Genomic DNA, 22,400 nt, shown 5'->3' with positions numbered 1-22,400 from the left:
CCCTGGTTGCTGCGTCCCCTGCGCTTCGCTCCGGGGCAACCTGCGGTGCTCGGTCCAGACGGGGTCAAAAACAACTCGCCTGCGGCTCAAACAAGTTTTTGCCCTGATCCGTCTGGCCCTCCGCTCCTCGGCGCATCCACAAGGGGTGGAGACAGGAATACTGAACAGCCAACAGCCCAAGACAAAACCCGAATACCTGAAGAAACAAGGACACGCCATGGCGTGTCCTTGTTTGTATTTGTCTTCTGTATTCCTGTATTCGGTTCCCGATCCCGATTGCCCCTTGTGGATGCGCCGAGGAGCGCAGGTTCAGGCGGATCAGGGCTGGCGTTGTCTGAGCGTAGCGAGTTTAGCCAGACCCCGCCTGAACCGAGCACCGCAGGTTGCCCGCAGCGAAGCGTAGGGACGCAGGAACCAGGGTCGCCTTTTCTTTGGTGACTTTCTTTTGGCGAAGCAAAAGAAAGTTACTGGCCGCCGGGCCACTCCCGGCCAGCCACCCTCAGCAGAGGGCAAGGGCGCGGGGAGCCGGCGCAAGACCCGACCCTACAAATCCGTCCGCAATTTCCAGATCTCCGGAAACAGCACCACGTCCAGCATCTTGCGCAGGTAGCTGACACCGCCGGTCCCGCCGGTGCCGCGCTTGAAGCCGATCACGCGCTCCACGGTGGTGACGTGCCGGAATCGCCAGAGCCGGAAGGCATCTTCCAGGTCGGTGAGTTCTTCGCCGAGCTGGTAGAGGTCCCAGTACTTTTTCGGGTCGCGGTAGACCACCAGCCAGGCCTGCTCGACTTCGTCGCTTTCGGCATAGCCCTGGGTCCAGTCGCGCTGGGTGTGGCTGGCGGGCACGGGTAGGCCGCGGCGGGCCAGCAGGCGCAGGGCTTCGTCGTAGAGCGACGGGGCTTCGTAGGCGGCTTGTACTTGCGCGAGCAGGTCGGGCCGGTGCGCGTGGGGTTTCAGCATGGCGGCGTTTTTGTTGCCGAGTGCGAATTCGATGCAGCGGTATTGCGCGCTTTGAAAACCGCTGGAGTTGGCGAGGTAAGGGCGTATCGCGCTGTACTCGGGCGGGGTCATGGTGGCCAGCACGTCCCAGGCGTGCACCAGCTGCTCCATGATGCGGCTCACGCGCGCCAGCATCTTGAAGGCGCCGCCGAGTTCGTCGCTGGCGATGTTGGCGATCGCGGCGCGCAACTCGTGCAGCATCAGTTTCATCCAGAGTTCGCTGGTCTGGTGCTGGATGATGAACAGCATCTCATTGTGGTCGGGCGAGAGCGGTTTCTGTGCGCCCAGGATGGCATCGAGCTGCAGGTAGTCGCCATAGCTCATGGACTTGCTGAAGTCGAGCTGCGCTTTTTCGTCGCGCACGATGTCTGCCGGCCGTTGTGTGTTCATGGATGATCTTTCACGGAAAAGCGATCTGGGTATTGAAACAAGCAGGGGCCGCGGAACCGGCTTTGCCGGGCCGCAGGCGTAGCGGCCCCTCTTGTGATGAAAGGGGCAGGGAGAAGCCGCAGGCTACACGCAGTGGACGACCGTGGGGGCCATGTCATCATGTGACCGCGTGCTTCCGGTTGAATTCGGCTTTCCGCCATTCGCTGGTTTCAAGGACCTGCTTCAAATGCTCGACGGCGTTCCAGACGTCTTCAAAGCCGATGTAGAGCGGCGTGAAGCCGAAGCGCAGGATGTCCAGGTGCTTGCCGGCTGCGCCGTCACCGGCGCGGAAGTCGCCGATCACGCCGCGCGCAATCAGCGCCTGCACGATGGCGTAAGCGCCTTCGGTTCTGGTGAGGCACACCTGCGAGCCGCGACTGGCATGTTCGCGCGGCGTCGCCAGGCCCAGGCCGTGGCCTGCGCAGCGTTCTTCGACGAGCTGGATAAACAGGTCGCTCAGCGCCAGCGATTTTTTGCGCAGGGCCTGCATGCCGCCCAGGGCTTCGGCGGCCAGCACGGTGTCCAGCCCGCACTCGAGGGCGGTCATGCTCAGGATGGGCTGGGTGCCGCACAGGTAGCGGGCGACGCCGGGGGCGGGGCGGTAGTCGGGCGTGAATTCAAAAGGCGCTGCATGGCCCCACCAGCCGGCCAGCGGTTGCCAGAAGCGGTCGGCGTGCTTGGGGTTGACCCAGACAAAGGCCGGCGCGCCGGGGCCGCCGTTGAGGTATTTGTAGCCGCAACCGATGGAGAAGTCGGCTTTCGCCGCATTCAGGTCCACCGGTACGGCGCCCGCGCTGTGCGCCAGGTCCCAGACGGTGAGCACGCCGGCGGCATGCGCGGCGGCGGTGACGACGGCCATGTCGTGCATGGCGCCGGTGCGGTAGTTGACGTGGGTCAGCATCAGCACGGCGACTTCGGCAGTGAGCGCTGCGGTGATCTCTTCAGGCTCGACGAGCTGCAGGCGAAAGCCGCGTTCGCGGCACAGGGCTTCGGCGATGTAGAGGTCGGTCGGGAAGTTGCTGCGCTCGCTGACGATGAGCTTGCGGTCGGGCGCGTCCTGGGCCGCGATGTGCAGTGCGGCGCTCAATACTTTGTAGAGGTTGATGGAGGTGCTGTCGGTGGCCACCACTTCGCCGGGGGATGCGCCTATCAGTTGCGCGATCTTGTTGCCCAGGCGCTGCGGCAGCTCAAACCAGCCCGCGCTGTTCCAGGAGCGGATCAGGCCCTGGCCCCATTCGGCCGTCACGGCTTGGGCAACGCGCGCGGCCGCGGTATTGGGCAGCACGCCCAGCGAATTGCCGTCAAGGTAGATCACGCCTTCGGGCAGCGTGAATTGCCGGCGCAGTTCGCGCAGCGGGTCTTGCGCGTCGAGGGCGCGGCAGTCTTGCAGAGTCGTCATGGTGGATTTCATATCAAGGGAGTTCGCGCAGGATTGCGCGCACGGGGGAGGCGTCGGCCTTGGTGAGTTTGAGCGGCAGGGCAATCAATTCGTAGTCGCCTTCGGCGACGTCGTCGAGCACCAGGTTTTCGAGCACGCGCAGGCCGTGGGCCAGCAACTGGTGGTGGCTGGGCAAGTCCTGGCTGGTCGATGGGTCCACGCTAGGGGTGTCAATGCCGATCAGCGTGATGTTTTTGCTGGCCAGCAGTTCCATGGTTTCCGGCGAGATGGCGGTGAAGGCGTCCCAGGCCTGGCTGGCCTTGCGAGACGTGCGCAGCAGCACGCGCGCCGGCAATGCGTTGAGCGCGTGGGCGACGTGCTCGGGCAGGACCAGAGGGCCGCAATCCATGCAGTGGATCACGCGGCAGGGGCCGAGGTAGGGGGCCAGGTCCAGGTCACCGATGCTGCTCTCGCCGTTGGCATAGTGCAGCGGCGCATCGGCATGCGCGCCGGTGTGCGGCGACAGCGTGATGCTGTTGACGTTGACCGGGCAATTCGGTGCCAGCGAAAAATGCAGTTGCTGCGAGTAGGCCGTGTCGCCGGGGAACACGGCGGCGTTTTCATCCACCGGGGGCGAGATGTCCCAGATCCTGAGCGAGGGTAATGCGCCGGGAGCGCGAATGCGGGCTGTCATGGTGCAAAGGTAGCACCGGCAAAAAAGGCGTGGTGTCGGTTATTTCCAACAATCTAAAAAATTGTTGAAACCTAAAGTATTTGAGGCGGCCTGCTGGTGGCGTAGGCCGGTCCGGCCGGCCGGTGCAATCCGCCGGGCTCGGGCACAATTCGAGCCTGCGGCGCGTGCGCTGCATCGATTTACCAAACCCTCCTGCAACCCTTCAAGAGAGACAAAGGCACACCATGAATCCCGACAACAAGTCCAACGGCAAAGTCGCACTCGTCACCGGCGCGGGCACCGGCATCGGCAAGGCCGTGGTGCTGGCCCTGCTGCGCGAGGGTTACAGCGTGGCACTGGTCGGGCGCCGTGCGGAGCCGCTCAATGAGGTCGCCAAGGAGTCGGGTACGGACCGCGCGTTCGCGCTGCCCACCGACGTGAGCAAGCCTGAGTCCGTGGCGGCGGCGTTTGCCGCAGTGAAAGAAAAGTTCGGCCGGCTTGACCTGCTGTTCAACAACGCCGGTGTGGGTGCGCCGCCCGTCAACCTTGAGGACATCACCTTCGAGCAGTGGACCAATGTGGTCAACATCAACCTGACGGGTTCCTTCCTCTGCGCGCAAGCGGCCATCCGGCTGATGAAGGACCAGTTGCCCCAGGGCGGCCGCATCATCAACAACGGCTCGATCTCGGCGCATGCGCCGCGGCCCAATTCGGCGCCTTACACCTCCACCAAGCACGCCATCACCGGCCTGACCAAATCGATCTCGCTGGACGGGCGCAAGTACAACATCGCCTGCGGCCAGATCGACATCGGCAACGCCATGACGGAGCTTGCGGCGCGCATGGCCAAGGGCGTCCCCCAGGCCAACGGCGAAATCGCCATTGAACCCATGATGGATGCGAAGGAAGTGGCCGAGGCGGTGGTGCACATGGCGTCGCTGCCGCTGTCGACCAACGTGCAGTTCATGACCATCATGGCGACGAAGATGCCGTTTGTGGGCCGCGGATAAGCGCGGGCTTCAGCCGGCCTTCACCACCCCGGCCTTGCGCGGCATCGCCATCGCCATCGCGTAATAGACCACGCCCCCGATCGCCACACCGAAGAACCAGCCGTAAATGCCCCACCAGGAGGGCAGCAGGCTGGTGAAGTTGGGCAGGATGCTGGAGAACAGCGCGCCCGCGGCGGTGGCGACCAGCGCGTTGACGTTCCAGCCGCCCTGGTAGCGGTATTCGCCGTCCTCGTGGTAGAGCGCCTCGACGTTCACCTCGCCCTTGGCGATCAGGTAGTAGTCGACCAGGATGATGCCCAGCAGCGGCCCCATGGTTGCGCCTATCGCACCCACAAAGGTGGCGGCGTTGCCTTCCCAGGGCGCAAAGGGGTAGAGCACCAGCGCGATGCCGGCCGCGATGTAGCCGCCGGTCTTGAAGCTGACCTTGCGTGGGAACACATTGGCAAAGTCAAACGCCGGTGAGACGAAGTTGGCCACCACGTTGATGCCCAGTGTGGCCACCGCGAAGGTCAGCGCGGCCAGCAGCGCCAGGAACCAGCTGTCGAACTTGGCGGAGATCTGCTCGGGGTGCAGCAGCACCTCGCCATAGACCTTGAAGGCGGCGATGGTGGTGACGCCGGCCACCAGCGAGAACAGCACCAGGTTGATGGGCAGGCCCCAGAGGTTGCCTTTTTTGACGGTGGACTTGTCCTTGGCGTAGCGCGAGAAGTCGCAGAAGTTGAGGTACAGCGCCGCGAAGTAGGTGATCCAGGTCGCGCCCACGGCCATCAGCGCCCAGAACGAGCCGGGCTCACCGGGCACGCCGGCGTCCTTGGTCTTGGCCAGCAGCACGTCCTGCGGGATGCCGTGGTCGAATGAAAAACCGCCGGCCTTCACGCACAGGCCAACGGCCAGCACCAGCATGGCGATCCAGACGGCGGGGCCGGCCCAGTCCTGGAATTTGCGCACTGTTTCCATGCCGTTCTGGATGATCAGCAGCTGCAGCGCCCAGACCACGACAAAACAGATCACCTCCAGCCCCGAGTGTCCCAGCAGGTGCGTCGATTTGTGGAAGGCCATGATGGCATCCGAGCGCGTGAGCAACGCCACGATGGCGCCCGAGGCGGCCGCCGTCTGCGCGCCGTACCAGAAGCAGGCGACCACCGCGCGCACCAGCGCCGGCAGGTTGGCGCCCCAGATGCCGAAGGAGGCGCGCGCCAGCACGGGGTAGGGCACGCCGGTTTTCACGCCGGCGTAGCCGACCAGGTTCATCAGGAAAAAAATCACCAGTGAACTCAGCCCGATAGCATTCAAAAAGTTGGTGAAGCTGCCGCACAGCAGGAACAGGCTGGCCGCGAGGTAGTAGCCCCAGAGGCTGTGCACGTCGGACGTCCAGACGTTGAAGATGCTGAAAGTGCCCCAGTTGCGCTCCTTGGCGGGCGCCAGGTCTTCGTTGTACAGATCGGGCGATGGGTTGCGAATGTCCACGTGTGATCTCCGGTACGGTGGGCGAGTGCCCCTGGCCAGGGCTCCCTCGGCGACGCCTGAAAGCGTCATGAAGGAGTGTTCAGTTTTGTATACAGGACTGTACTCAATGCTTGGAACTTCGATTTGCGGGTTTACCCGAGGTTCTGTGGTATGCGCGGTCAGGTTGAGGTCGCGGGTTCAATGCCGTCCTGCCGGGGCGTGCACGCTCACGCCGCCGGATGGGCGGCGGTTTTGTTTGGGCGGGGGATTTGGGCACCGCAAGGGGGCCCGAGGGGAAGGCTTAGCTAAGTTGCCCAAGCAGCAGGAACTCCATGAGTGCCTTCAGCGCGTGCATGCGGTTTTGGCTGCGGCACGCGGCCTGTGGCCGCTTCACGCGCGCGTTGCGCACATGAGCCTGCGCCGAAACAGGATGCCGGCGCTATCGCGCCGACGCTCGCGTGTTACGCGAGCTGCCCCAGCAGAAGGAACTCCATGAGTGCCTTCTGCGCGTGCATCCTGTTTTCTGCTTCATCCCAGACCACCGATTGCGGGCCGTCGATCACGTCGGCTTCGACTTCCTCGCCGCGGTGGGCGGGCAGGCAGTGCATGAAAAGTGCGTCCGGCTTGGCCGCGCGCATCATGTCGGTGTCCACGCACCAGTCGGCAAAGGCCTTCTTGCGCGCTTCGTTTTCGGCTTCATAACCCATGCTGGTCCAGACGTCGGTGGTGACCAGGTCGGCGCCGGCGCAGGCCTGCATCGGGTCCTTGAAGACCTTGTAGCTGTCGGCCGAGCGTATGCCGGCGATGGACTGGTCCACCTCGTAGCCGCCGGGCGTGCTCACGTGGACCTTGAAGCCCAGTATTTCGCTGGCCTGCAGCCAGGTGTTGGCCATGTTGTTGCCGTCGCCCACCCAGGCCACCGTCTTGCCCTTGATGGAGCCGCGGTGCTCGATGTAGGTGAAGATGTCTGCCAGGATCTGGCAGGGGTGGAATTCGTTGGTCAGGCCGTTGATGACCGGCACGCGCGAATGCTCGGCGAAGCGGTCTATCTTGGTCTGCTCGTAGGTGCGGATCATCACCAGGTCGACCATGCGGCTGATGACCTTGGCGCTGTCCTCAATCGGTTCGGCGCGGCCCAGCTGGCTGTCGCCGGTGGTCAGGTGCACCACGCTGCCGCCCAGCTGGTACATGCCGGCCTCGAAACTCACGCGTGTGCGGGTCGAAGCCTTCTCGAAAATCATCGCCATCGTGCGGTCGACCAGCGGCTGGTGTTTTTCGTAGGTCTTGAACTTCTTCTTGATGATGGCGGCGCGCTCGAAAAGATAAGCGTATTCGGCGGCGTTGAGGTCACTGAATTGCAGGTAATGCCGCACGGGCGCGGGCGTGGAGGGGATCGCAGTGCTCACGCGTTTTTCTCTTTCAAAAGCTGCTTGATCAAAGGCACCAGGATGGCCACCGCCTCGTCGGCCTCAGCCGTGGTCATGATCAGCGAGGGCACCATGCGGATCACGGTATCGGCGGTCACGCTCAGCAGCAGGCCGTTCTCGGCGGCGCGGCCCAGCAACTCGCCGCAGGGCACGGTCAGTTCAATGCCCAGCATCAGGCCGCGGCCGCGGATTTCTTTCAGGCCTTTTTCGCCGGCCAGTTCGCGCGTCAGCGCCGCGCGCAGGTGGTCGCCCACCTTCGCGGCATTGGCCAGCAGGCCTTCTTCTTCCATGATGCGCAGGGTTTCCACGCCGGCCCGCATGGCCAGCGGGTTGCCGCCGAAGGTGGTGCCGTGGTTGCCGGGGCCGAAGATGTGGGCGGCCTTGGGGCCGGCCACGACGGCGCCTATCGGCACGCCGGATCCCAGGCCCTTTGCCAGCGGCATCACGTCGGGCTTGATGCCCGCCCACTGGTGGGCAAACCACTTGCCGGTGCGGCCCATGCCGCACTGCACTTCGTCGATCATCAGCAGCCAGTCGCGCTCGTCGCAGAGCGCCCGCACCTCGCGCAGGTAGTCGTCCTTCATGCTGTTGATGCCGCCTTCGCCCTGGATGGCTTCAAAGAACACGGCGACCACGTTGGGGTTGTTGGCGGTGGCAGCTTTCAGTGCGTCCATGTTGTTGAGCGGCACGCGGATGAAGCCCTCAACCAGCGGGCCGAAGCCGGCCTGCACCTTGGGGTTGCCGGTGGCGCTCAGCGTGGCGATGCTGCGGCCGTGGAAGGCTTTTTCATAGACCACGATTTCCGGGCGCTCGATGCCCTTGTCGTGGCCGAACTTGCGCGCCAGCTTGAGCGCGGCCTCGTTGGCTTCCAGGCCGGTGGAGCAGAAAAATACGTTTTCCAGGCCCGACAGCTCCACCAGTTTGGCGGCCAGGGTTTCCTGCAGCGGCACATGGTAGTAATTGGAGCTGTGGATCAGTTTGGCGATCTGCTCCTGCAGGGCCGGCACCAGCTTGGGGTGGTTGTGCCCCAGGGTGTTGACGGCGATGCCGCCCAGCGCGTCGAGGTAGACCTTGCCGTTGACGTCCCAGACGCGGCAGCCCTGGCCGTGGTCCAGCGCGATGGGCAGGCGGCCGTAGGTGTTCATCACGTGGGGCGAGGCGGCTTCGATGTGCTTGGGCAGGGCTGCGGTCATGGAAAACTCCGGAACAAGGGCTGTGACAGTGCGGAAAATCCGAGGCCCGCAGCAGGTGATGCGGGCCTGGACTGATTTTAGGCGCAGACTTTGCGGGCTTTTGTGACGTTCCTGCATTACTGCGATGCAGGCGCCCGGCGTACCCCGGCAGTCCCGGGTGTTGAAAATTTACGGCCAAGTCTTATATAAGAGTCTGAGTTAAGCTAGAATCGTTGTGCGGTGCAGCATGGGTGAAATCCGATCCCTTTCCCACGTTGGCCATCGCAAAAAACCCTCCACCCGATGGTCTCCAACACCGCCAAAGAAGTCTTCATTCAGGGCATTACCCGCGACGGCAAAACCTTCCGGCCCAGCGACTGGGCCGACAGGCTTTGCGGGGTGATGAGCCATTTCCGCCCGGGCGGCCCTCAGCCCGGCAGCCACCTGAACTATTCCCCCTGGTGCGTGCCCACCGTCATCAACGGCGTGAAATGCGTGGTCGTCAACTCCGAACTGCGCGAGGCAGAGCCCATGGCCTGGGACTTCGCCATCAATTTCGCCAAAGACAATGACTTGCAGGTGGCCGAAGCCTGTTTAATCCCCGACCCTCCGCGCAAAGACTGAACAGTTTTTTGAAGCGCCAACAAAAAAGCCGTCTTTCGACGGCTTTTTTGCTTTGCTGCAGCGCACCCTACAAAACGGCGGACGGTATCTTCCTTGGGGAAAATGCCGCCCGGGCGATTTGCCTAATTGCTTAGGCGGCCTTTGCGGGGGCCAGTGCCAGGGCTTTCACCTTGGCGGACAGGCGGCTCTTGTCGCGCGCTGCCTTGTTCTTGTGGAAGATGCCCTTGTCGGCAACCGTGTCCACAATGCTTTGGGCCTTGGCGAACAGGTCCTTGGCTTTGTCTTTGTCACCGGCTGCAACGGCTTTTTCGACGTTTTTCACAGCGGTGCGGTATTTGGAGCGCAGCGAGGTGTTCGCGGCGTTGAGTTTGACGTCCTGGCGGACGCGTTTACGGCCTGATGCAAGGCGCGGGTTCTTTTTCTTGGGTTTGGCGGTAGCCATATATGTATTCCTTTAATCCTGGGGAGGAGTCTGTGGATGTTGCAGCAAAGCCCACGATTATATACCCCCACGGTCGCTCACTGCGTGTAGCTCCCTGCCCCCAGAGGGGGCCGCCCGCCTGCGGCCCGGCAAAGCCGGTTCCGCGTCTCTAACTTGGTTTTAGGCGGCTCGCTTCGCATCGCGTCTGATTTAGGCCGCCTTGGAGGCAAAACTTTATCGGGTTCTGGGCTTTTGGCCGCATAAACTCCCGGGGTGTCATTATTCAAAGCCGCCTCCACCGTATCCCTGCTGACGCTGGCCTCGCGCGTCACGGGCCTTGTCCGGGACCTGCTGATGGCCTCGGTCTTTGGCGTCAGCGCCATGACCGACGCCTTCAACGTTGCCTTCCGGATACCCAACCTGTTCCGGCGGGTACTCGGCGAGGGGGCTTTCAGCCAGGCTTTTGTGCCGGTGCTGGCGGCCTGCAAGGCGGAGCAAGGCGAGGAGGGTGCGAAGCAGCTGATCGACCACGTGGCGACACTTCTGACCTGGGCGCTGGTCGTGCTGTGCGTGGCGGGCGTGGCGGCTGCGCCGTTGATGGTGTGGGCCATGGCGAGCGGCCTGAAGCCGCAGGGCTACAACGCCGCCGTGGTGATGACCCGGTGGATGTTCCCCTATATCGGCTTCATGTCGCTGGTCGCGCTGGCCGGCGGCATCCTCAACACCTGGCGCAGGTTTGCCGTGCCCGCCGCCTCGCCCGTGCTGCTCAATGTGGCGTTGATAGGCTCCATCACCCTGGGCGCCCCCTGGTTTGCAAGGCATGGCATCGAGCCGATTTACGCCCAATGCGTGGGGGTCATGGTGGGTGGGATCCTGCAGTTGGGCCTGCAACTGCCGGCGCTGCGCAAGCTGGGCTTGCTGCCGCGGATAGGCGCCAGTTTCGCGGCCTTGCGCCAGTCCTGGAACGACCCGGGCACGCGCAAGGTGCTGGGCCTGATGTTGCCGGCCTTGCTGGGAGTCAGCGTCGCGCAGATATCGCTGCTCATCAACACCCAGATTGCCTCGCACCTGGCCACCGGCAGCGTGAGCTGGATCACTTATGCGGATCGTCTGATGGAGTTTCCCACCGCCATGCTGGGCGTCGCCCTGGGGGTGGTGCTGATGCCGCAACTGGCTGCGGCGCGCGGCAGCCAGGATGAAGAGCGCTATTCGGCCATGCTCGACTGGGGGCTGCGCCTGGTGGTCCTGCTGTCGGTGCCTTGCGCCGTGGCTTTGCTGGTTTTCGCGCAGCCCCTGGTGGCGGTGCTGTACCACTACGGCGCGTTCAGCGACCTCGACGTCCAGCGCACGACGGCCGCATTGAGCAACTATGGCGTGGGGCTGATGGGCATCGTGGCCGTGAAGGTGCTGGCCCCGGGCTTTTATGCCAGGCACGACATGCGCACGCCGATGCTGATCGCCGTGTGCGTGCTGGTGTTCACGCAGGTGCTGAATTTTTTCCTGGTGCCTTTGCTGCAGCACGCGGCCTTGACGCTCTCTATCGCCATCGGCGCGTTGATCAACGCCCTGTGGCTGTTGCTGGGGCTTTTGCGGCGCGGCAGTTACAAACCGCTGCCGGGCTGGGGCAAGTTTGCGCTGCAGGTGGGCGGCGCCAGCGCCTTGCTGGCGGCCTTTTTGCTGTGGGCCGCCGGGGCGGTGAACTGGGTCGGCCTGAAAGGACACTCCCTGGAGCGCATCGGCTGGCTGGCGCTGGTGTTGCTGGTATCGGCGCTGCTGTATTTCGCGGCGCTGTGGCTGTCCGGCCTCAAGGTGGCCAGGCTCCTGAGACATTGACGGGCGGCGTGCTCCGGGCACCGAGCGGCATTTCCCGGATGCCTTTTTGCGCCGGTTTGTGAGAAAGTAGGGGTCATGCAATTAAATCTGGCTGTACCGTCACCATTGCAATATTTCTCCAGCCTGGTGGAAAGCGACGAGCATTTTCCCCTGCTGGAAGCCGCCATCAGCCTGGCGCAGGACGAATACCCCGACCTGGACGTGCAGCAGGTGCTGGGCGACGTCGACCAGCTGCTGGCCCGCCTCAAGCGCCGCCTGCCGGCCGACGCGCCGGCGCTGCAGCGTCTGCGCGCGCTGAACCAGTTCTTTTTCCACGACCTGAACTTCGGCGGCAACGTCAATGACTACTACGACCCCGACAACAGCTACCTGAACGCCGTGCTGCGCACGCGCCGCGGCATCCCCATCACGCTGGCCGTGCTGTGGCTGGAACTGGCCCTGGGCCTGGGCCTCAATGCGCGCGGCGTGGCCTTTCCGGGCCACTTCATGGTCAAGGTCAACCTGCCCAAGGGCCAGGTGGTGATAGACCCCTTCAGCGGCCAGTCGCTGAGCCGCGAAGAGTTGTCCGAGCGGCTCGAACCTTTTCGCCAGCACGGCGGCAGCCCAGGCGACGAGTTCGAGGTGCCCATGGGCCTGTACCTGCAGTCGGCGCCGCCGCGCGAAATCATCAGCCGCATGCTGCGCAACCTCAAGGAAATCCACAAGACGCAGGAAGACTGGGCGCGGCTGATCCCGGTGCAGGACCGCCTCATCGTGCTGCAGCCCGAAGCCTGGATCGAGTACCGCGACCGCGGCCTGGCCTGGGCCGCCAACGGCGAGCCCGAACGCGCGGCGGCCGACCTGGAGATCTACCTGGCCAATGCCGACGACGCGCTCGACATCGATGCCATGGCCGAGCGCCTGGCCCAGCTACGCCGGGGCCGGCACTGAACGCTCAGGCGCTGCCTGGCTATCCACTTTGGGTTTTATCCGTCGCCTGAAGGCGAAGGAGGGCGGCGCTTCAGGTGCCGCGCTTGAGGAACTGCGGAATCTGCAAGCCGTCGGGCGAGTTCACATTGCGAGACATGGCCGGCGCACTGCTGACCTGTACCGGCCGGCCCACGGCGCGGGCCGTGCTCTGGGCGGACATGCGAGCACCATGCACCAATGATTCCTGCGCCGGCATCAGGCTGCCGGGCAGGGAGCTGCCCAGGCGTGATGCGGCTGCCTTTTGCGCGGGGGGCGGATTGAGCAGCCTGGCGCCCAGCGTCGCGGCGACCGAAGGCCGGGGCGCGATCGCCTGGGCCGGGGCCTTGGCCACCGTCCTGGCCTGCGCGCGCTCGGGGGCGTCGTTGGCCGCCTGCGGCGGGTACAGCGTGGGCCTGATCCAGTTGAGGATGGGTTGCCACTGCTGCAGGTCTTGCGCGGTGGTGCTGGCCGGCAGGTCAAAAATCGTCATCCCGCGCTCCAGGCTGCGCACATACAGCTGGGTTTCGCGCAGCGCGCCCAGGAAAGGCATGCCCAAGCCTTCCGACCAGTCTTCCAGGGTTTTGGCGGCGCTGGTGCGCCCGTCGATGCGCATGCCCACGGTGGCCAGGCGGCAGCGGCCGCTGGCTACGCGCGGCAAGGCCATCAAGTCGGCATGGCACTGCGCCGCCGACTCGCGGTCGAACATGGAATTGCACACCGGCATGATGATGGCGTCGGCGAACATCACGACGCGCGCAAGTTCGAAACCGTGCATGCCGCCGGGTGTGTCAAGCACCACGTGTGTGATGCCCGTGGGGACGCGCAACATGTTTTTCTGGTCGACGGCCCAGGGGGCGATGGCGGGGAGTTCGGCGGCGCGGCGCTTGAGCCAGCTGCGCGCCGATTGCTGGCGGTCCACGTCGCCCAGCATGACCGAGCTGCCATTGCGCGCGCACCACGCGGCGATGTGCGCGGCCAGTGTGCTTTTGCCACTGCCTCCCTTGCGGTTGACGACTGCGATGACCGGCATGAGTGCTCCAAAGACGGACCAGTGGAACAGTTTGATACAGAAGACACGAAAAGTCTAGTGGCGCCTTTCGGCATCGGTCTCAGCCGCTAGTGTTTTTGTAGCGGGGTGGAATATCGGTTGCGAAGGTGTGGGAGCCGTCCAACCCCATCAGGGAGCGAGGGCCTGCAGCCGCAGGGAGTTGCGCCATGCCCACAGCAGCGCCAGCGCCGCCAGGCTGAACACGGCGCCTGCGGCGAAGGTGGCGGGCGCACCCAGCTGGTCCCACAGTACGCCGGCCAGCGTGCTGGCCAGCAGCAGGGCCAGGCCGCTGACGAGGTTGAAGAAGCCGAAGGCCGTTCCGCGCAGGTCGGCCGGCGCGGTGTCGGTCACCATGGTGGCGAGCAAGCCCTGGGTCATCGCCATGTGCAGGCCCCACAGCGCGATGCCGGCCCCCGCCGTGCCCCAGTGGCTGCCGGCGGCCAGCAGCAAGTCCGCGCCCACAAGCACCACCAGGCCCCAGGCCAGCAGGGCGATATGGCTCACGCGGTCGGCCAGCTTGCCGAAAGGGTAGGCGCCCAGGGAATAGACCAGGTTCATGGCGACCAGCACCAGCGGTGTGTAGGCCACCGGCAGGCCGCCTTGCAGGGCGCGCAGCAGCAAAAAGGCCTCGCTGAAGCGCGCCAGCATGAAGACCGCGCCCAGCAGCGCCACACGCCAATAGGGCGCGCCCAGGCGCTGCAGGTTGGCGCGGGTGACGGGATTCAGGCGCGGAGCATCCGGCGCGCGTTCGCGTTCGGGCTCGCGCACTCCGAACACCAGCAGCGCCACGGCCAGGAAACCCGGGATGACGGCGACCCAGAACACCGCCCGGAAGTCGTTGGCCCAGAGCAGCATCAGGCCCATGGCCAGCAACGGTCCGACGAAGGCGCCCACGGTATCCAGCGACTGGCGCAGCCCGAAAGCCGCGCCGCGCATGCCAGCCGGTGCCAGGTCGGCCACCATGGCATCGCGCGGGGCGCCGCGCAGGCCCTTGCCCACGCGGTCCACCAGGCGGGCGGTGAGCACCAGCCCGGTCGTCGCGGCCAGCGCGAACAGCGGTTTGGAGGCCGCGCCCAAGCCGTAGCCCAGCAGCGCCAGCGGCTTGCGTTTTCCCCAGTAGTCGCTGAGCACGCCCGAAAACACTTTGACGATGAGGGCTGTGGCCTCGGCCAGGCCTTCGATCAATCCGACGGCCCAGAGGCTGGTGCCCAGCACCGTGACCATGAAGACGGGCAGCAGGCTGTGGATCATCTCGGAGGAGATATCCATCAGCAGGCTGACAAAACCCAGCGCCCAGATAACCGCCGGGAGGCGGCGGGGCGGGGTTGAGGGGGTGGGCTGCGGCATGGGGTGCTGGCTTGCCGCGCCGGAAGTGCCGGGGGTGTTAGCCCACCGTGACGGCGGCGCCGTCGCCCTTGGCGGCGATCACGCCGATCTCATAGACCTGCTCACCGGCATCGCGCAGGGTTTTGGCCGTGGCCTGGGCGTTGGCGGCATCCACCACCACCACCATGCCGATGCCGTTGTTGAAGGTGCGGTTCATCTCGACGTCGTCGATGCCGGCGGTCTTTTGCAGCCAGGCGAACAGCTCGGTTTGCGGCCAGCTGCCCTTTTTGAGCTGGGCGGCCGTGCCTTCGGGCAGCACGCGCGGGATGTTTTCGAGCAGGCCGCCGCCGGTGATGTGGGCCAGCGCCTTGATGGGGTGGGCGGCCAGCGCGGCCAGCACGTTCTTCACGTAGAGGCGGGTGGGCTCCATCAGGGCCAGCTTGAAGGGCTTGCCGTCCAGCGTGGCGGGCGTGTTGCCGGCCGCGCGCTCTATGCATTTGCGCACCAGGCTGAAACCGTTGGAGTGCACGCCGCTGCTGGCCAGGCCCAGCACCACGTCGCCGGGTTTGACGTCCTTGCCGGTCAGGATTTTGGATTTTTCGACCGCACCCACCGCAAAGCCGGCCAGGTCGTATTCGCCGGAAGGGTACATGCCGGGCATTTCGGCGGTTTCGCCGCCTATCAGGGCGCAGCCGCTCAGTTCACACCCCCGGGCGATGCCGCCGACGACCGCCGCGGCCGTGTCCACGTCCAGCTTGCCGCAGGCGAAGTAATCGAGGAAAAACAGCGGCTCGGCGCCCTGCACCAGCACGTCGTTGACGCTCATGGCCACCAGGTCTATGCCCACGGTGTCGTGCATATTCCATTCAAACGCCAGCTTGAGCTTGGTGCCCACGCCGTCGGTGCCGCTGACCAGCACAGGTTCCTTGTAGCGCTTGGGCACCTCAAAGAGGGCGCCGAAGCCGCCAATGCCCGCCAGGACGCCTTCTCGCATGGTTTTTTTGGCCAGCGGCTTGATGCGCTCGACCAGCGCGTCGCCCGCATCGATGTCGACGCCCGCGTCTTTGTAGCTCAGGGGGGTGGGGGAGGTGGTGGTCATGGTGTCGGCTTTGCTGCGGGTAGGGGCGGTGGAGACGTGAGGACGGATGAGGATCTGGAAGGCGGGTTTGCGGCGCTGAACGGGCCTGCAAGCCCGATAGAATTCAGCCTGAGATTCTAAAGGCTACCCATCCGGCCTCTTTCCGGCTTCTTCCGGCCAGCTCAACCCAAGGCTTTATGCAATTCACCACCACCCAAAAACGCGCCGCCGCCTGGTGCCTGATCGCCGCCGTGGTCATCCTGGCGCTGTGGCTGCTGGGGCCGGTGCTGGCGCCTTTTGTCATCGCCGCCGTGCTGGCCTATGCGCTGACGCCGCTGGTGAACCGGCTGGACGACATGGGCAAGGGCAGGCTGCCGCGCGTGGTGGCGGTGATCCTCGTCGAATTCCTCTTCATCGTGGTGCTGCTGAGCGTCTTTTTGCTGATCGTGCCCATCATGGCCAAGGAATTGCCCGTGTTGCGCGAGCAGGTGCCCTTGCTGGCGGACAAGCTCAATACCAGCCTTGCGCCCTGGCTGGCGAAGTTCGGCATTCATGTGGCGCTGGACGTGGGCAGCATCAAGGATTTTGTTTTGAAGTACCTCAATGCCAATTTTGAGGACCTGTTCGGCTCGCTGATGTCCTCGCTCAAGCTGGGCGGCAGTGTGGCGCTGGCCATCGTCGGCAACGCCGTGCTGATCCCGGTGGCGCTGTTTTACCTGCTGATGGACTGGGACAAATTCGTCGCCCGCATCCTGGAACTGGTGCCGCCCCACCTGCGCGGCGGCTTCGACAGCTTCACCGACGAGGCCGACTCGGTGCTGGGCCAGTACCTGCGCGGCCAGTTGCTGGTGATGTTGATCATGGCGGTGTTTTATGCCGTGGGCCTGGCGCTGTTCGGCCTGGACCTGGCCGTGCCTATCGGAGTCTTCACCGGCCTGGCGATGTTCATCCCCTATCTCGGTTTCGGCCTGGGCCTGATGCTGGCCGTGCTGGCCGGCCTGCTCGAATTCGCCTCGCTCAAGGCGCTGGTCATGGTGGCCGTGGTCTATGGCTTCGGGCAGGTGCTGGAAAGCCTCTACCTCACGCCGCGCCTGGTGGGCGAGCGCATAGGCCTGCACCCGCTGGCCGTGATTTTTGCCTTGCTGGCCTTCGGCCAGATGTTTGGTTTTGTCGGCGTGCTGGTGGCCTTGCCGGCCAGCGCCGTGCTGCTGGTGGGCATACGCCGCATCAAGGCCAGCTACATGGCCAGCCGGCTTTACACGGCCGGGTGATGTCGATGGGGCCGGGATAACAACATGGCAGGCATGAAACAGATTGCGCTGGACATCGGGCTGGCCTCGGCCCCTTCGTTCGCCAATTTTTTTGGCGGGCCGAATGAAGCCGCGCTCAAGCACCTCGAGCTCTGGGCCGGCAACACGCTGCGCTCGCCGGTTCCCACCTACCTCTGGGGCGACACCGCCAGCGGCAAGACCCATCTGCTCAAGGCCGTGCGCGAGACGCTGCGGGAGCAGGGCGCCTCCAGCGGCTGGATGGACGCCTCGCTGCTGGAGCCGCCGGAGTTCAATGAATCCTGGGCGGCCGTCATCCTCGATGACTGCCATCTCTACACCGCGGTGCAGCAGCAGGCGGCCTTCAACTGGTTCGTCAACGCGCTCAGCGCCCCCGACGGCCGGCCGCGCTGGGTGCTGGCCGCCGGCAACGTGCCGCCCGCCGACCTGGTGCTGCGCGAGGATTTGCGCACCCGCCTCGGCTGGGGCCACGTGTTCGCGCTGCAGGCCCTGACCGAGCCCGAGCGCCGCGCCGTGCTGCGGCGCGAAGCCGATGCACGCGGCGTGTTCCTGAGCGACGAGGCCATGGATTTCATGCTGACCCGCTTTTCGCGCGACCTCGGCAGCCTCATGCAACTGCTGGACCAGCTCGACGGCTACGCCCTGCAAACCAAGCGCGCCATCACCATCCCCCTGATCAAGTCCATGCTGGAGAGTGAATGACCGGCAAGAAGAAAATAGCCTTGTTTGACCTGGATCACACGCTGATCCCTATCGATTCCGATTACGAGTGGGGCGAATTCACGATTGCGCTGGGCTGGTGCGACAGCACCGAGTTCAAGCGCCGCAATGCCGAGTTTTTCGAGCATTACCGCGCCGGCACGCTGGACATCCACGATTACGTGCGCTTCGCCACCCAGGCCATCCGCAAGCAGGGCGCCGCCAACTCCGCAGCCGCCCATGGCCGTTTCATGCGCGAAGTGGTGCAAAAAGCCATCACCCCGCAGGCCCAGGCATTGGTGGACGGGCACCGCGCCGCCGGCGATGAGCTGGTCATCGTCACCGCTACCAACGAGTTCGTCACGCGGCCCATCGCCGAGGCTTTCGGCGTCAAGGAGCTGATCGCGGTCGAGCTGGAACGCGACGCCCAGGGCTGCCTGAGCGGTGAAATCAGGGGCACGCCCTCGGCCCGCGAAGGCAAGGTTACCCGCGTGGAACAATGGCTGGCGGCCCGAAACCTGGCCTGGGACGACGTGGAAACCACGTTTTACACCGATTCCCTGAACGACCTGGCCTTGATGGAGAAGGCGACCCACCCGGTCGCCACCAACCCCGACGAGCGCCTGCGGGCGCTGGCGGCGGAGCGCGGATGGCGCATACTTGAGCTGTTTATCTAGTTATCCATGATCAAAAAATTTATCGACAAGCTGTTTGGCAAATCAGACGGCACGCAGCCCGGTGCGACACGGGCCAAAAAATCTCCCTTTGGGCAGCGCCAGGACGTAGGCGTCAAGGAACACGGCATAGACGTCAAGCTGGTGGACGACCGCGCCATGGACGTGGTGCACACGCTCCAGGACGCCGGTTATGAGGCCTACATCGTCGGCGGCGCGGTGCGCGACCTGTTGGTGGGCCTGCGTCCCAAGGACTTCGACGTCGCCACCGACGCCACGCCCGAGCAGGTCAAGTCCCTGTTCCGCCGTGCTTTCATCATCGGCCGGCGCTTTCGCATCGTCCACGTCATCTACGGCCGCGGCCGCGAGCATGAAGTGATCGAAGTCTCGACCTTCCGCGCCCACCTCGACAGCAGCCTTGCCGAGCAGGTCGGCGGCAACGAACGCACCAGCAAGAGCGAACTCGCCGGCATGAAGCACGCGGTGGACGCCTCCGGCCGGGTGCTGCGCGACAACGTCTGGGGCCCCATCGAGCAGGACGCCGCGCGCCGCGACTTCACCATCAACGCGATGTACTACGACCCCGAAACCCAGGTGGTGGTCGACTATCACAACGGCATCAAGGACGCCAAGAAGAAAATCATCCGCATGATCGGCAACCCGGCGCTGCGTTACCGCGAAGACCCGGTGCGCATCATCCGCGCCGTGCGTTTTGCCGCTAAGCTCAGCGCGCTGGGCTTCAAGTTTGAAGACAAGACGGTCGCCCCGCTGCGCGAGATGAAGGGCCTGCTGGCCGACGTGCCGCAGTCCCGCCTCTTCGACGAAATGCTCAAGCTGCTGCAGACCGGCCATGCGCTGGCCAGCATCGCCCAGCTCAAGTTCCTGGGCCTGGGCACCGGCATCTACCCGCTGCTCGACGTGGTGGTCGAAAACGCCGACGAACCCTTCCTGAAACTGGCCCTGCAGGACACCGACCGCCGTGTCGGCGAAGGCAAGCCGGTGGCGCCCAGCTTCCTGCTGTCCTGCGTGCTGTGGTCCGACGTGCGCGAAGGCTGGGAACGGCGCCAGAAGCGCGGCGAGCACCTCATGCCCGCGCTGCAGGACGCGATCGACGACGCCTTCAACGCCAAGATCGGCGACGTCTCGGGCCGCGGCAAGCTGGGCACCGACATGCGCGAGATCTGGACCATGCAGCCGCGCTTTGAAAAACGCGTCGGCAGCGCGCCCTATTCGCTGCTCGAACAGCCGCGCTTTCGCGCCGGCTTCGACTTCCTGCGCCTTCGCGCGCAGACCGGCGAGATCGACACGGAGCTGGCTGAGTGGTGGGAGAAATTCAGCACCGCCTACGACGACGAGCGCCACGCGATGATCGAAGAGGCGCGCCAGGCCCAGCTGCAAAAGCCGCAGGCGCCGCGGGTTCGCGTCAAGCGCCCGGACGCTGAAGCAGGTGCTGGCCATACAGGCCATGCCGAACGCGGCGCGCCCGATGGTGCCGATGCATCCGCCGAACAGGGCGATGCAGCGCCCGCCAAAAAACGCCGCCGCCGCCGCAAGCCGACCAATCGCGGTGGTGCCGGTGGAGAAGGCGCGGGCGGCGATGCCCCCTCGCCATCGACGGACACGGCCTCCAACTCCTGAGCGTCCATGGTTCGCGCCTACGTTGCCCTGGGTGCCAATCTGGGCGACGCGGCTGCGGCCCTGCGCCAGGCGGTCAAGGCCCTGGATAGCCTCCCGCTCACGCAAGTCCTCCAGTCTTCGAGTTTCTACAAAACAGCACCGCTGGATACCGACTCAGGCGAAGAATCGCCCGCACCGGGCGAGGACTACTTCAACGCCGTGGCCGAACTCGATACGGCCCTCAGTGCCCCCAGTTTGCTGGAGCATCTGCAGCAGATAGAGCATCACGCCGGCCGCGAAAGGCCTTACCGCAATGCGCCGCGCACCCTGGACCTGGATCTGTTGCTCTACGGCAGCGCCCGCATCGGGTCAGCCCGCCTCACGGTGCCGCATCCGCGCATGGCGCAGCGGGCCTTTGTGCTGGTTCCCCTCGCGGAAATAGCGCCTGAACTGGTCAGCGCCGCGGAACTGGCGGCGGTCTCGCAACAGCGGATTGAACGGCTGGGCCGGCTAAGCGAACAAGGCTAGGGCGCCAGCCGCTCACGCAACCAGCCGCCATCTTGCTGCGTATACCTCAACCGGTCATGCAGCCGGCTCTTGCGGCCCTGCCAGAACTGCCAGTTGTCGGGCTTCAGGCGGTAGCCGCCCCAGTGCGGCGGGCGTGGCGGCTGCAGCAAAAATTTCGCGCCGTATTTGGCGGCATTGGCCACCAGCACGCCGCGCCCGCTAATCACTTCGCTTTGCGGGCTGGCCCAGGCGCCTATGCGGGAATCCAGCGGCCGGCTGTTGAAGTAGGCGTCGCTTTCCTCGGCTGAGACCTTTTCGACCACACCCTCGATGCGCACCACGCGCTCGAGCTCCACCCAGTGGAACTGCAGCGCCGCATACGGGTTGCCGGCCAGTTCCTGGCCTTTGCGGCTGTCGTAGTTGGTGAACCAGGTGATGCCGCGCTCGTCATAGCCCTTGATCAGCACGATGCGGGTCGACGGGCGCAGGTTGCCGGCCACCGTGGCCAGCGTCATGGCGTTGGGCTCGGGCACCTCGGCCGCGATGGCTTCCTGCAGCCATTGTTCGAACTGTTTGAGCGGGTCGGCCTGTGAGGCGTCTTCGTTGAGTTCGGCGCGTTCGTAGCTTTTGCGCAGGTCGGCGATGGAAGGAGTGGGCTCTGACATACTGGAAGTATAAAGAGAGCGCCGTTTTTGCACGTCCCTGGATGCCATATCGCATGTCCCTGTCCGGTCTTCCTGTTGTGATGGTTCTGGCTTCCGGCCGGGGCGAGCGCTTCGCCGCATCCGGTGGCGGCACGCACAAGCTGCAGGCCTTGCTGGCCGGCAAGCCGGTGCTGCAGCACACATTGCAGGCCGTGGCCGCCAGCGGGCTGCCCTGGCACCTGGAAGATGCGGGCCATCCCGGCATGGGCGACTGCATCGCGGCCGCCGTGCGGGCCACGCCCGGTGCTTCGGGCTGGTTGGTGCTGCCGGGCGATTTGCCGCTGGTGCAGGCCGCCACGCTGCGGGCGGTGGCCGATGCGCTGGCGCGGCATTCGGTGGTGGTGCCCCTGTTCAAAGGCGCGCGCGGCCATCCGGTGGGTTTTTCAGCCGCGTGCCGTGATGCGCTGCTGGATTTAAAGGGCGATCAGGGCGCGGCGTCGGTGGTCAGGGCGCAGGCCGCGCTCAAGGCCGTCGGCTTTATCGATGTGGTCGATGAAGGCGCGGTTACCGACATCGACACGCTGGAAGACCTGCGGCGGGCTGAAGCGTTGTTCAGACCCGCGCAATGACCGCGCAGGCCAGGCGCGGGCCGGCGTTGCCGGTGGGCTGGGTTTTGTAGTCGTCCGGGTCGCGGTGAACGATCAGGCCCTTGCCCACGATGTCGTTCATGCCGCTGCCGACGGCGATGGTTTTTGATTCAAAGCTGAACTTCGCCACACCGGCCGCGTCGGCTTTCAGGCTGGGGATGTCGCCGGCATGGTGGGCCATGTCCGAATGGCTGCCGTGCGGCTGGCCGCCGGGGTTGAAGTGGCCGCCCGCGCTCATGCCGTCGCCGCTGGAGCAGTCGCCTTTTTCATGCACGTGAAAGCCGTGCTCGGCATTCGGCTTGAGGCCGCGTATTTCGCCCGAGACCAGCACCTTGTCGCCGCTTTGCGTGAAGCTGACCGTTCCGGCGGTGGTGTTGCCGGTGGTGCTTTGCAACTGGGCCACGGCGCGCGGGCCGCTCATGGTAGATGCGCAGGCGCTGAGCACGAGGGCCGCGGCAAGCGGCGCCAGACGGTAATTCATGATGGGTCTCCTGATGTATGGGTAGGACGG

At 65.1% G+C, this 22,400-nt stretch carries 22 protein-coding genes; 10 read left to right on the top strand and 12 right to left on the bottom strand.

What is annotated here, in order from left to right; translation table 11 throughout:
* Positions 1-543: 543 nt before the first annotated feature.
* From kynA to kynB, 3 genes are all read right to left on the bottom strand, one after another.
* A complete protein-coding gene (gene kynA / locus ACLV74_RS22425; protein WP_411881635.1) occupies positions 544-1,389 on the bottom strand; it encodes a tryptophan 2,3-dioxygenase in 846 nt (281 codons plus the stop codon).
* 157 nt (positions 1,390-1,546) lie between these two features.
* Positions 1,547-2,827, bottom strand: a complete 1,281-nt coding sequence (gene kynU, locus ACLV74_RS22420; RefSeq protein WP_411881634.1) for a kynureninase — start codon at positions 2,825-2,827, stop codon at positions 1,547-1,549.
* Between the two features lie 13 nt (positions 2,828-2,840).
* A complete protein-coding gene (gene kynB / locus ACLV74_RS22415; protein ID WP_411881633.1) occupies positions 2,841-3,500 on the bottom strand; it encodes an arylformamidase in 660 nt (219 codons plus the stop codon).
* A 224-nt stretch (positions 3,501-3,724) separates the two neighbouring features.
* Between kynB and ACLV74_RS22410 the strand changes: the two genes are divergently transcribed.
* On the top strand, positions 3,725-4,489 hold the full coding sequence (locus ACLV74_RS22410; protein ID WP_411881632.1) for an SDR family oxidoreductase: 765 nt from the start codon (positions 3,725-3,727) through the stop codon (positions 4,487-4,489).
* 9 nt (positions 4,490-4,498) lie between these two features.
* Here ACLV74_RS22410 and ACLV74_RS22405 read toward each other — a convergent pair whose 3' ends face one another.
* From ACLV74_RS22405 to ACLV74_RS22395, 3 genes are all read right to left on the bottom strand, one after another.
* The gene (locus ACLV74_RS22405; RefSeq protein WP_411881631.1) at positions 4,499-5,956 is read right to left on the bottom strand and encodes an NCS1 family nucleobase:cation symporter-1; all 1,458 of its coding nucleotides are present in this window, start codon (positions 5,954-5,956) and stop codon (positions 4,499-4,501) included.
* Positions 5,957-6,396: 440 nt separating this feature from the next.
* The gene (gene argF / locus ACLV74_RS22400; protein ID WP_411881630.1) at positions 6,397-7,341 is read right to left on the bottom strand and encodes an ornithine carbamoyltransferase; all 945 of its coding nucleotides are present in this window, start codon (positions 7,339-7,341) and stop codon (positions 6,397-6,399) included.
* Complete coding sequence (locus ACLV74_RS22395) at positions 7,338-8,555, bottom strand: aspartate aminotransferase family protein (protein WP_411881629.1); 1,218 nt, start codon at positions 8,553-8,555, stop codon at positions 7,338-7,340. The genes argF and ACLV74_RS22395 overlap by 4 nt, the downstream gene beginning before the upstream one ends.
* A 282-nt stretch (positions 8,556-8,837) precedes the next feature.
* On the opposite strand from ACLV74_RS22395, the gene ACLV74_RS22390 reads away from it, so the two are divergent.
* On the top strand, positions 8,838-9,158 hold the full coding sequence (locus ACLV74_RS22390) for a DUF3579 domain-containing protein (protein ID WP_411881628.1): 321 nt from the start codon (positions 8,838-8,840) through the stop codon (positions 9,156-9,158).
* Positions 9,159-9,288: 130 nt separating this feature from the next.
* On the opposite strand, the gene rpsT is transcribed toward ACLV74_RS22390, so the two are convergent.
* Positions 9,289-9,600: a 30S ribosomal protein S20 gene (gene rpsT / locus ACLV74_RS22385; RefSeq protein ID WP_007864125.1), complete on the bottom strand. Its 312-nt coding sequence runs from the start codon at positions 9,598-9,600 to the stop codon at positions 9,289-9,291.
* Positions 9,601-9,852: 252 nt separating this feature from the next.
* Here rpsT and murJ point away from each other — a divergent pair, with 252 nt between their 5' ends.
* Together murJ and ACLV74_RS22375 are read left to right on the top strand one after the other, a co-directional pair.
* Positions 9,853-11,412, top strand: coding sequence for a murein biosynthesis integral membrane protein MurJ (gene murJ / locus ACLV74_RS22380; protein ID WP_411881627.1), 1,560 nt, complete (start codon positions 9,853-9,855; stop codon positions 11,410-11,412).
* Positions 11,413-11,487: 75 nt separating this feature from the next.
* Positions 11,488-12,342, top strand: a complete 855-nt coding sequence (locus ACLV74_RS22375; protein WP_411881626.1) for a SirB1 family protein — start codon at positions 11,488-11,490, stop codon at positions 12,340-12,342.
* Positions 12,343-12,412: 70 nt separating this feature from the next.
* Here ACLV74_RS22375 and ACLV74_RS22370 read toward each other — a convergent pair whose 3' ends face one another.
* The 3 genes from ACLV74_RS22370 to purM all read right to left on the bottom strand — a co-directional run bounded on the left by ACLV74_RS22370 (position 12,413) and on the right by purM (position 15,833).
* On the bottom strand, positions 12,413-13,390 hold the full coding sequence (locus ACLV74_RS22370; RefSeq protein ID WP_411881625.1) for a division plane positioning ATPase MipZ: 978 nt from the start codon (positions 13,388-13,390) through the stop codon (positions 12,413-12,415).
* Positions 13,391-13,537: 147 nt separating this feature from the next.
* Positions 13,538-14,755: an MFS transporter gene (locus ACLV74_RS22365; RefSeq protein ID WP_411881624.1), complete on the bottom strand. Its 1,218-nt coding sequence runs from the start codon at positions 14,753-14,755 to the stop codon at positions 13,538-13,540.
* A gap of 37 nt (positions 14,756-14,792) precedes the next feature.
* Positions 14,793-15,833 (bottom strand): phosphoribosylformylglycinamidine cyclo-ligase, encoded by a 1,041-nt coding sequence (gene purM, locus ACLV74_RS22360; RefSeq protein WP_411881623.1) that lies wholly within the window; start codon positions 15,831-15,833, stop codon positions 14,793-14,795.
* A gap of 176 nt (positions 15,834-16,009) precedes the next feature.
* On the opposite strand from purM, the gene ACLV74_RS22355 reads away from it, so the two are divergent.
* Genes ACLV74_RS22355 through folK form a run of 5 tightly spaced genes read left to right on the top strand, consistent with a single transcriptional unit; the run spans position 16,010 to position 20,619 of the window.
* On the top strand, positions 16,010-17,083 hold the full coding sequence (locus ACLV74_RS22355) for an AI-2E family transporter (RefSeq protein WP_411881622.1): 1,074 nt from the start codon (positions 16,010-16,012) through the stop codon (positions 17,081-17,083).
* A gap of 33 nt (positions 17,084-17,116) precedes the next feature.
* A complete protein-coding gene (hda, locus tag ACLV74_RS22350; RefSeq protein ID WP_411881637.1) occupies positions 17,117-17,803 on the top strand; it encodes a DnaA regulatory inactivator Hda in 687 nt (228 codons plus the stop codon).
* A complete protein-coding gene (locus ACLV74_RS22345) occupies positions 17,800-18,477 on the top strand; it encodes an HAD family hydrolase (protein ID WP_411881621.1) in 678 nt (225 codons plus the stop codon). Before hda ends, ACLV74_RS22345 begins: the two co-directional genes overlap by 4 nt.
* Before the next feature lie 6 nt (positions 18,478-18,483).
* Complete coding sequence (pcnB, locus tag ACLV74_RS22340) at positions 18,484-20,112, top strand: polynucleotide adenylyltransferase PcnB (protein WP_411881620.1); 1,629 nt, start codon at positions 18,484-18,486, stop codon at positions 20,110-20,112.
* Between the two features lie 6 nt (positions 20,113-20,118).
* On the top strand, positions 20,119-20,619 hold the full coding sequence (folK, locus tag ACLV74_RS22335) for a 2-amino-4-hydroxy-6-hydroxymethyldihydropteridine diphosphokinase (RefSeq protein WP_411881619.1): 501 nt from the start codon (positions 20,119-20,121) through the stop codon (positions 20,617-20,619).
* On the opposite strand, the gene pdxH is transcribed toward folK, so the two are convergent.
* Positions 20,616-21,263 carry a pyridoxamine 5'-phosphate oxidase gene (gene pdxH, locus ACLV74_RS22330; RefSeq protein WP_411881618.1) on the bottom strand — a complete coding sequence of 216 codons (648 nt, stop codon included), beginning with the start codon at positions 21,261-21,263 and terminating at the stop codon, positions 20,616-20,618. The genes folK and pdxH overlap by 4 nt on opposite strands.
* A gap of 53 nt (positions 21,264-21,316) precedes the next feature.
* On the opposite strand from pdxH, the gene ACLV74_RS22325 reads away from it, so the two are divergent.
* A complete protein-coding gene (locus tag ACLV74_RS22325; protein ID WP_411881617.1) occupies positions 21,317-21,871 on the top strand; it encodes an NTP transferase domain-containing protein in 555 nt (184 codons plus the stop codon).
* Here the strand turns inward: ACLV74_RS22325 and ACLV74_RS22320 are convergent.
* The gene (locus tag ACLV74_RS22320; RefSeq protein ID WP_411881616.1) at positions 21,855-22,370 is read right to left on the bottom strand and encodes a superoxide dismutase family protein; all 516 of its coding nucleotides are present in this window, start codon (positions 22,368-22,370) and stop codon (positions 21,855-21,857) included. The genes ACLV74_RS22325 and ACLV74_RS22320 overlap by 17 nt on opposite strands.
* Between the last annotated feature and the right edge of the window lie 30 nt (positions 22,371-22,400).

Source organism: Polaromonas sp. YR568 (genome assembly GCF_943369415.1).
Classification (GTDB): Bacteria; Pseudomonadota; Gammaproteobacteria; order Burkholderiales; family Burkholderiaceae_C; genus Polaromonas.
The sequence above is the reverse complement of the archived record's forward strand: the minus strand, read 5'-3'. Positions and strand labels throughout refer to the sequence as shown.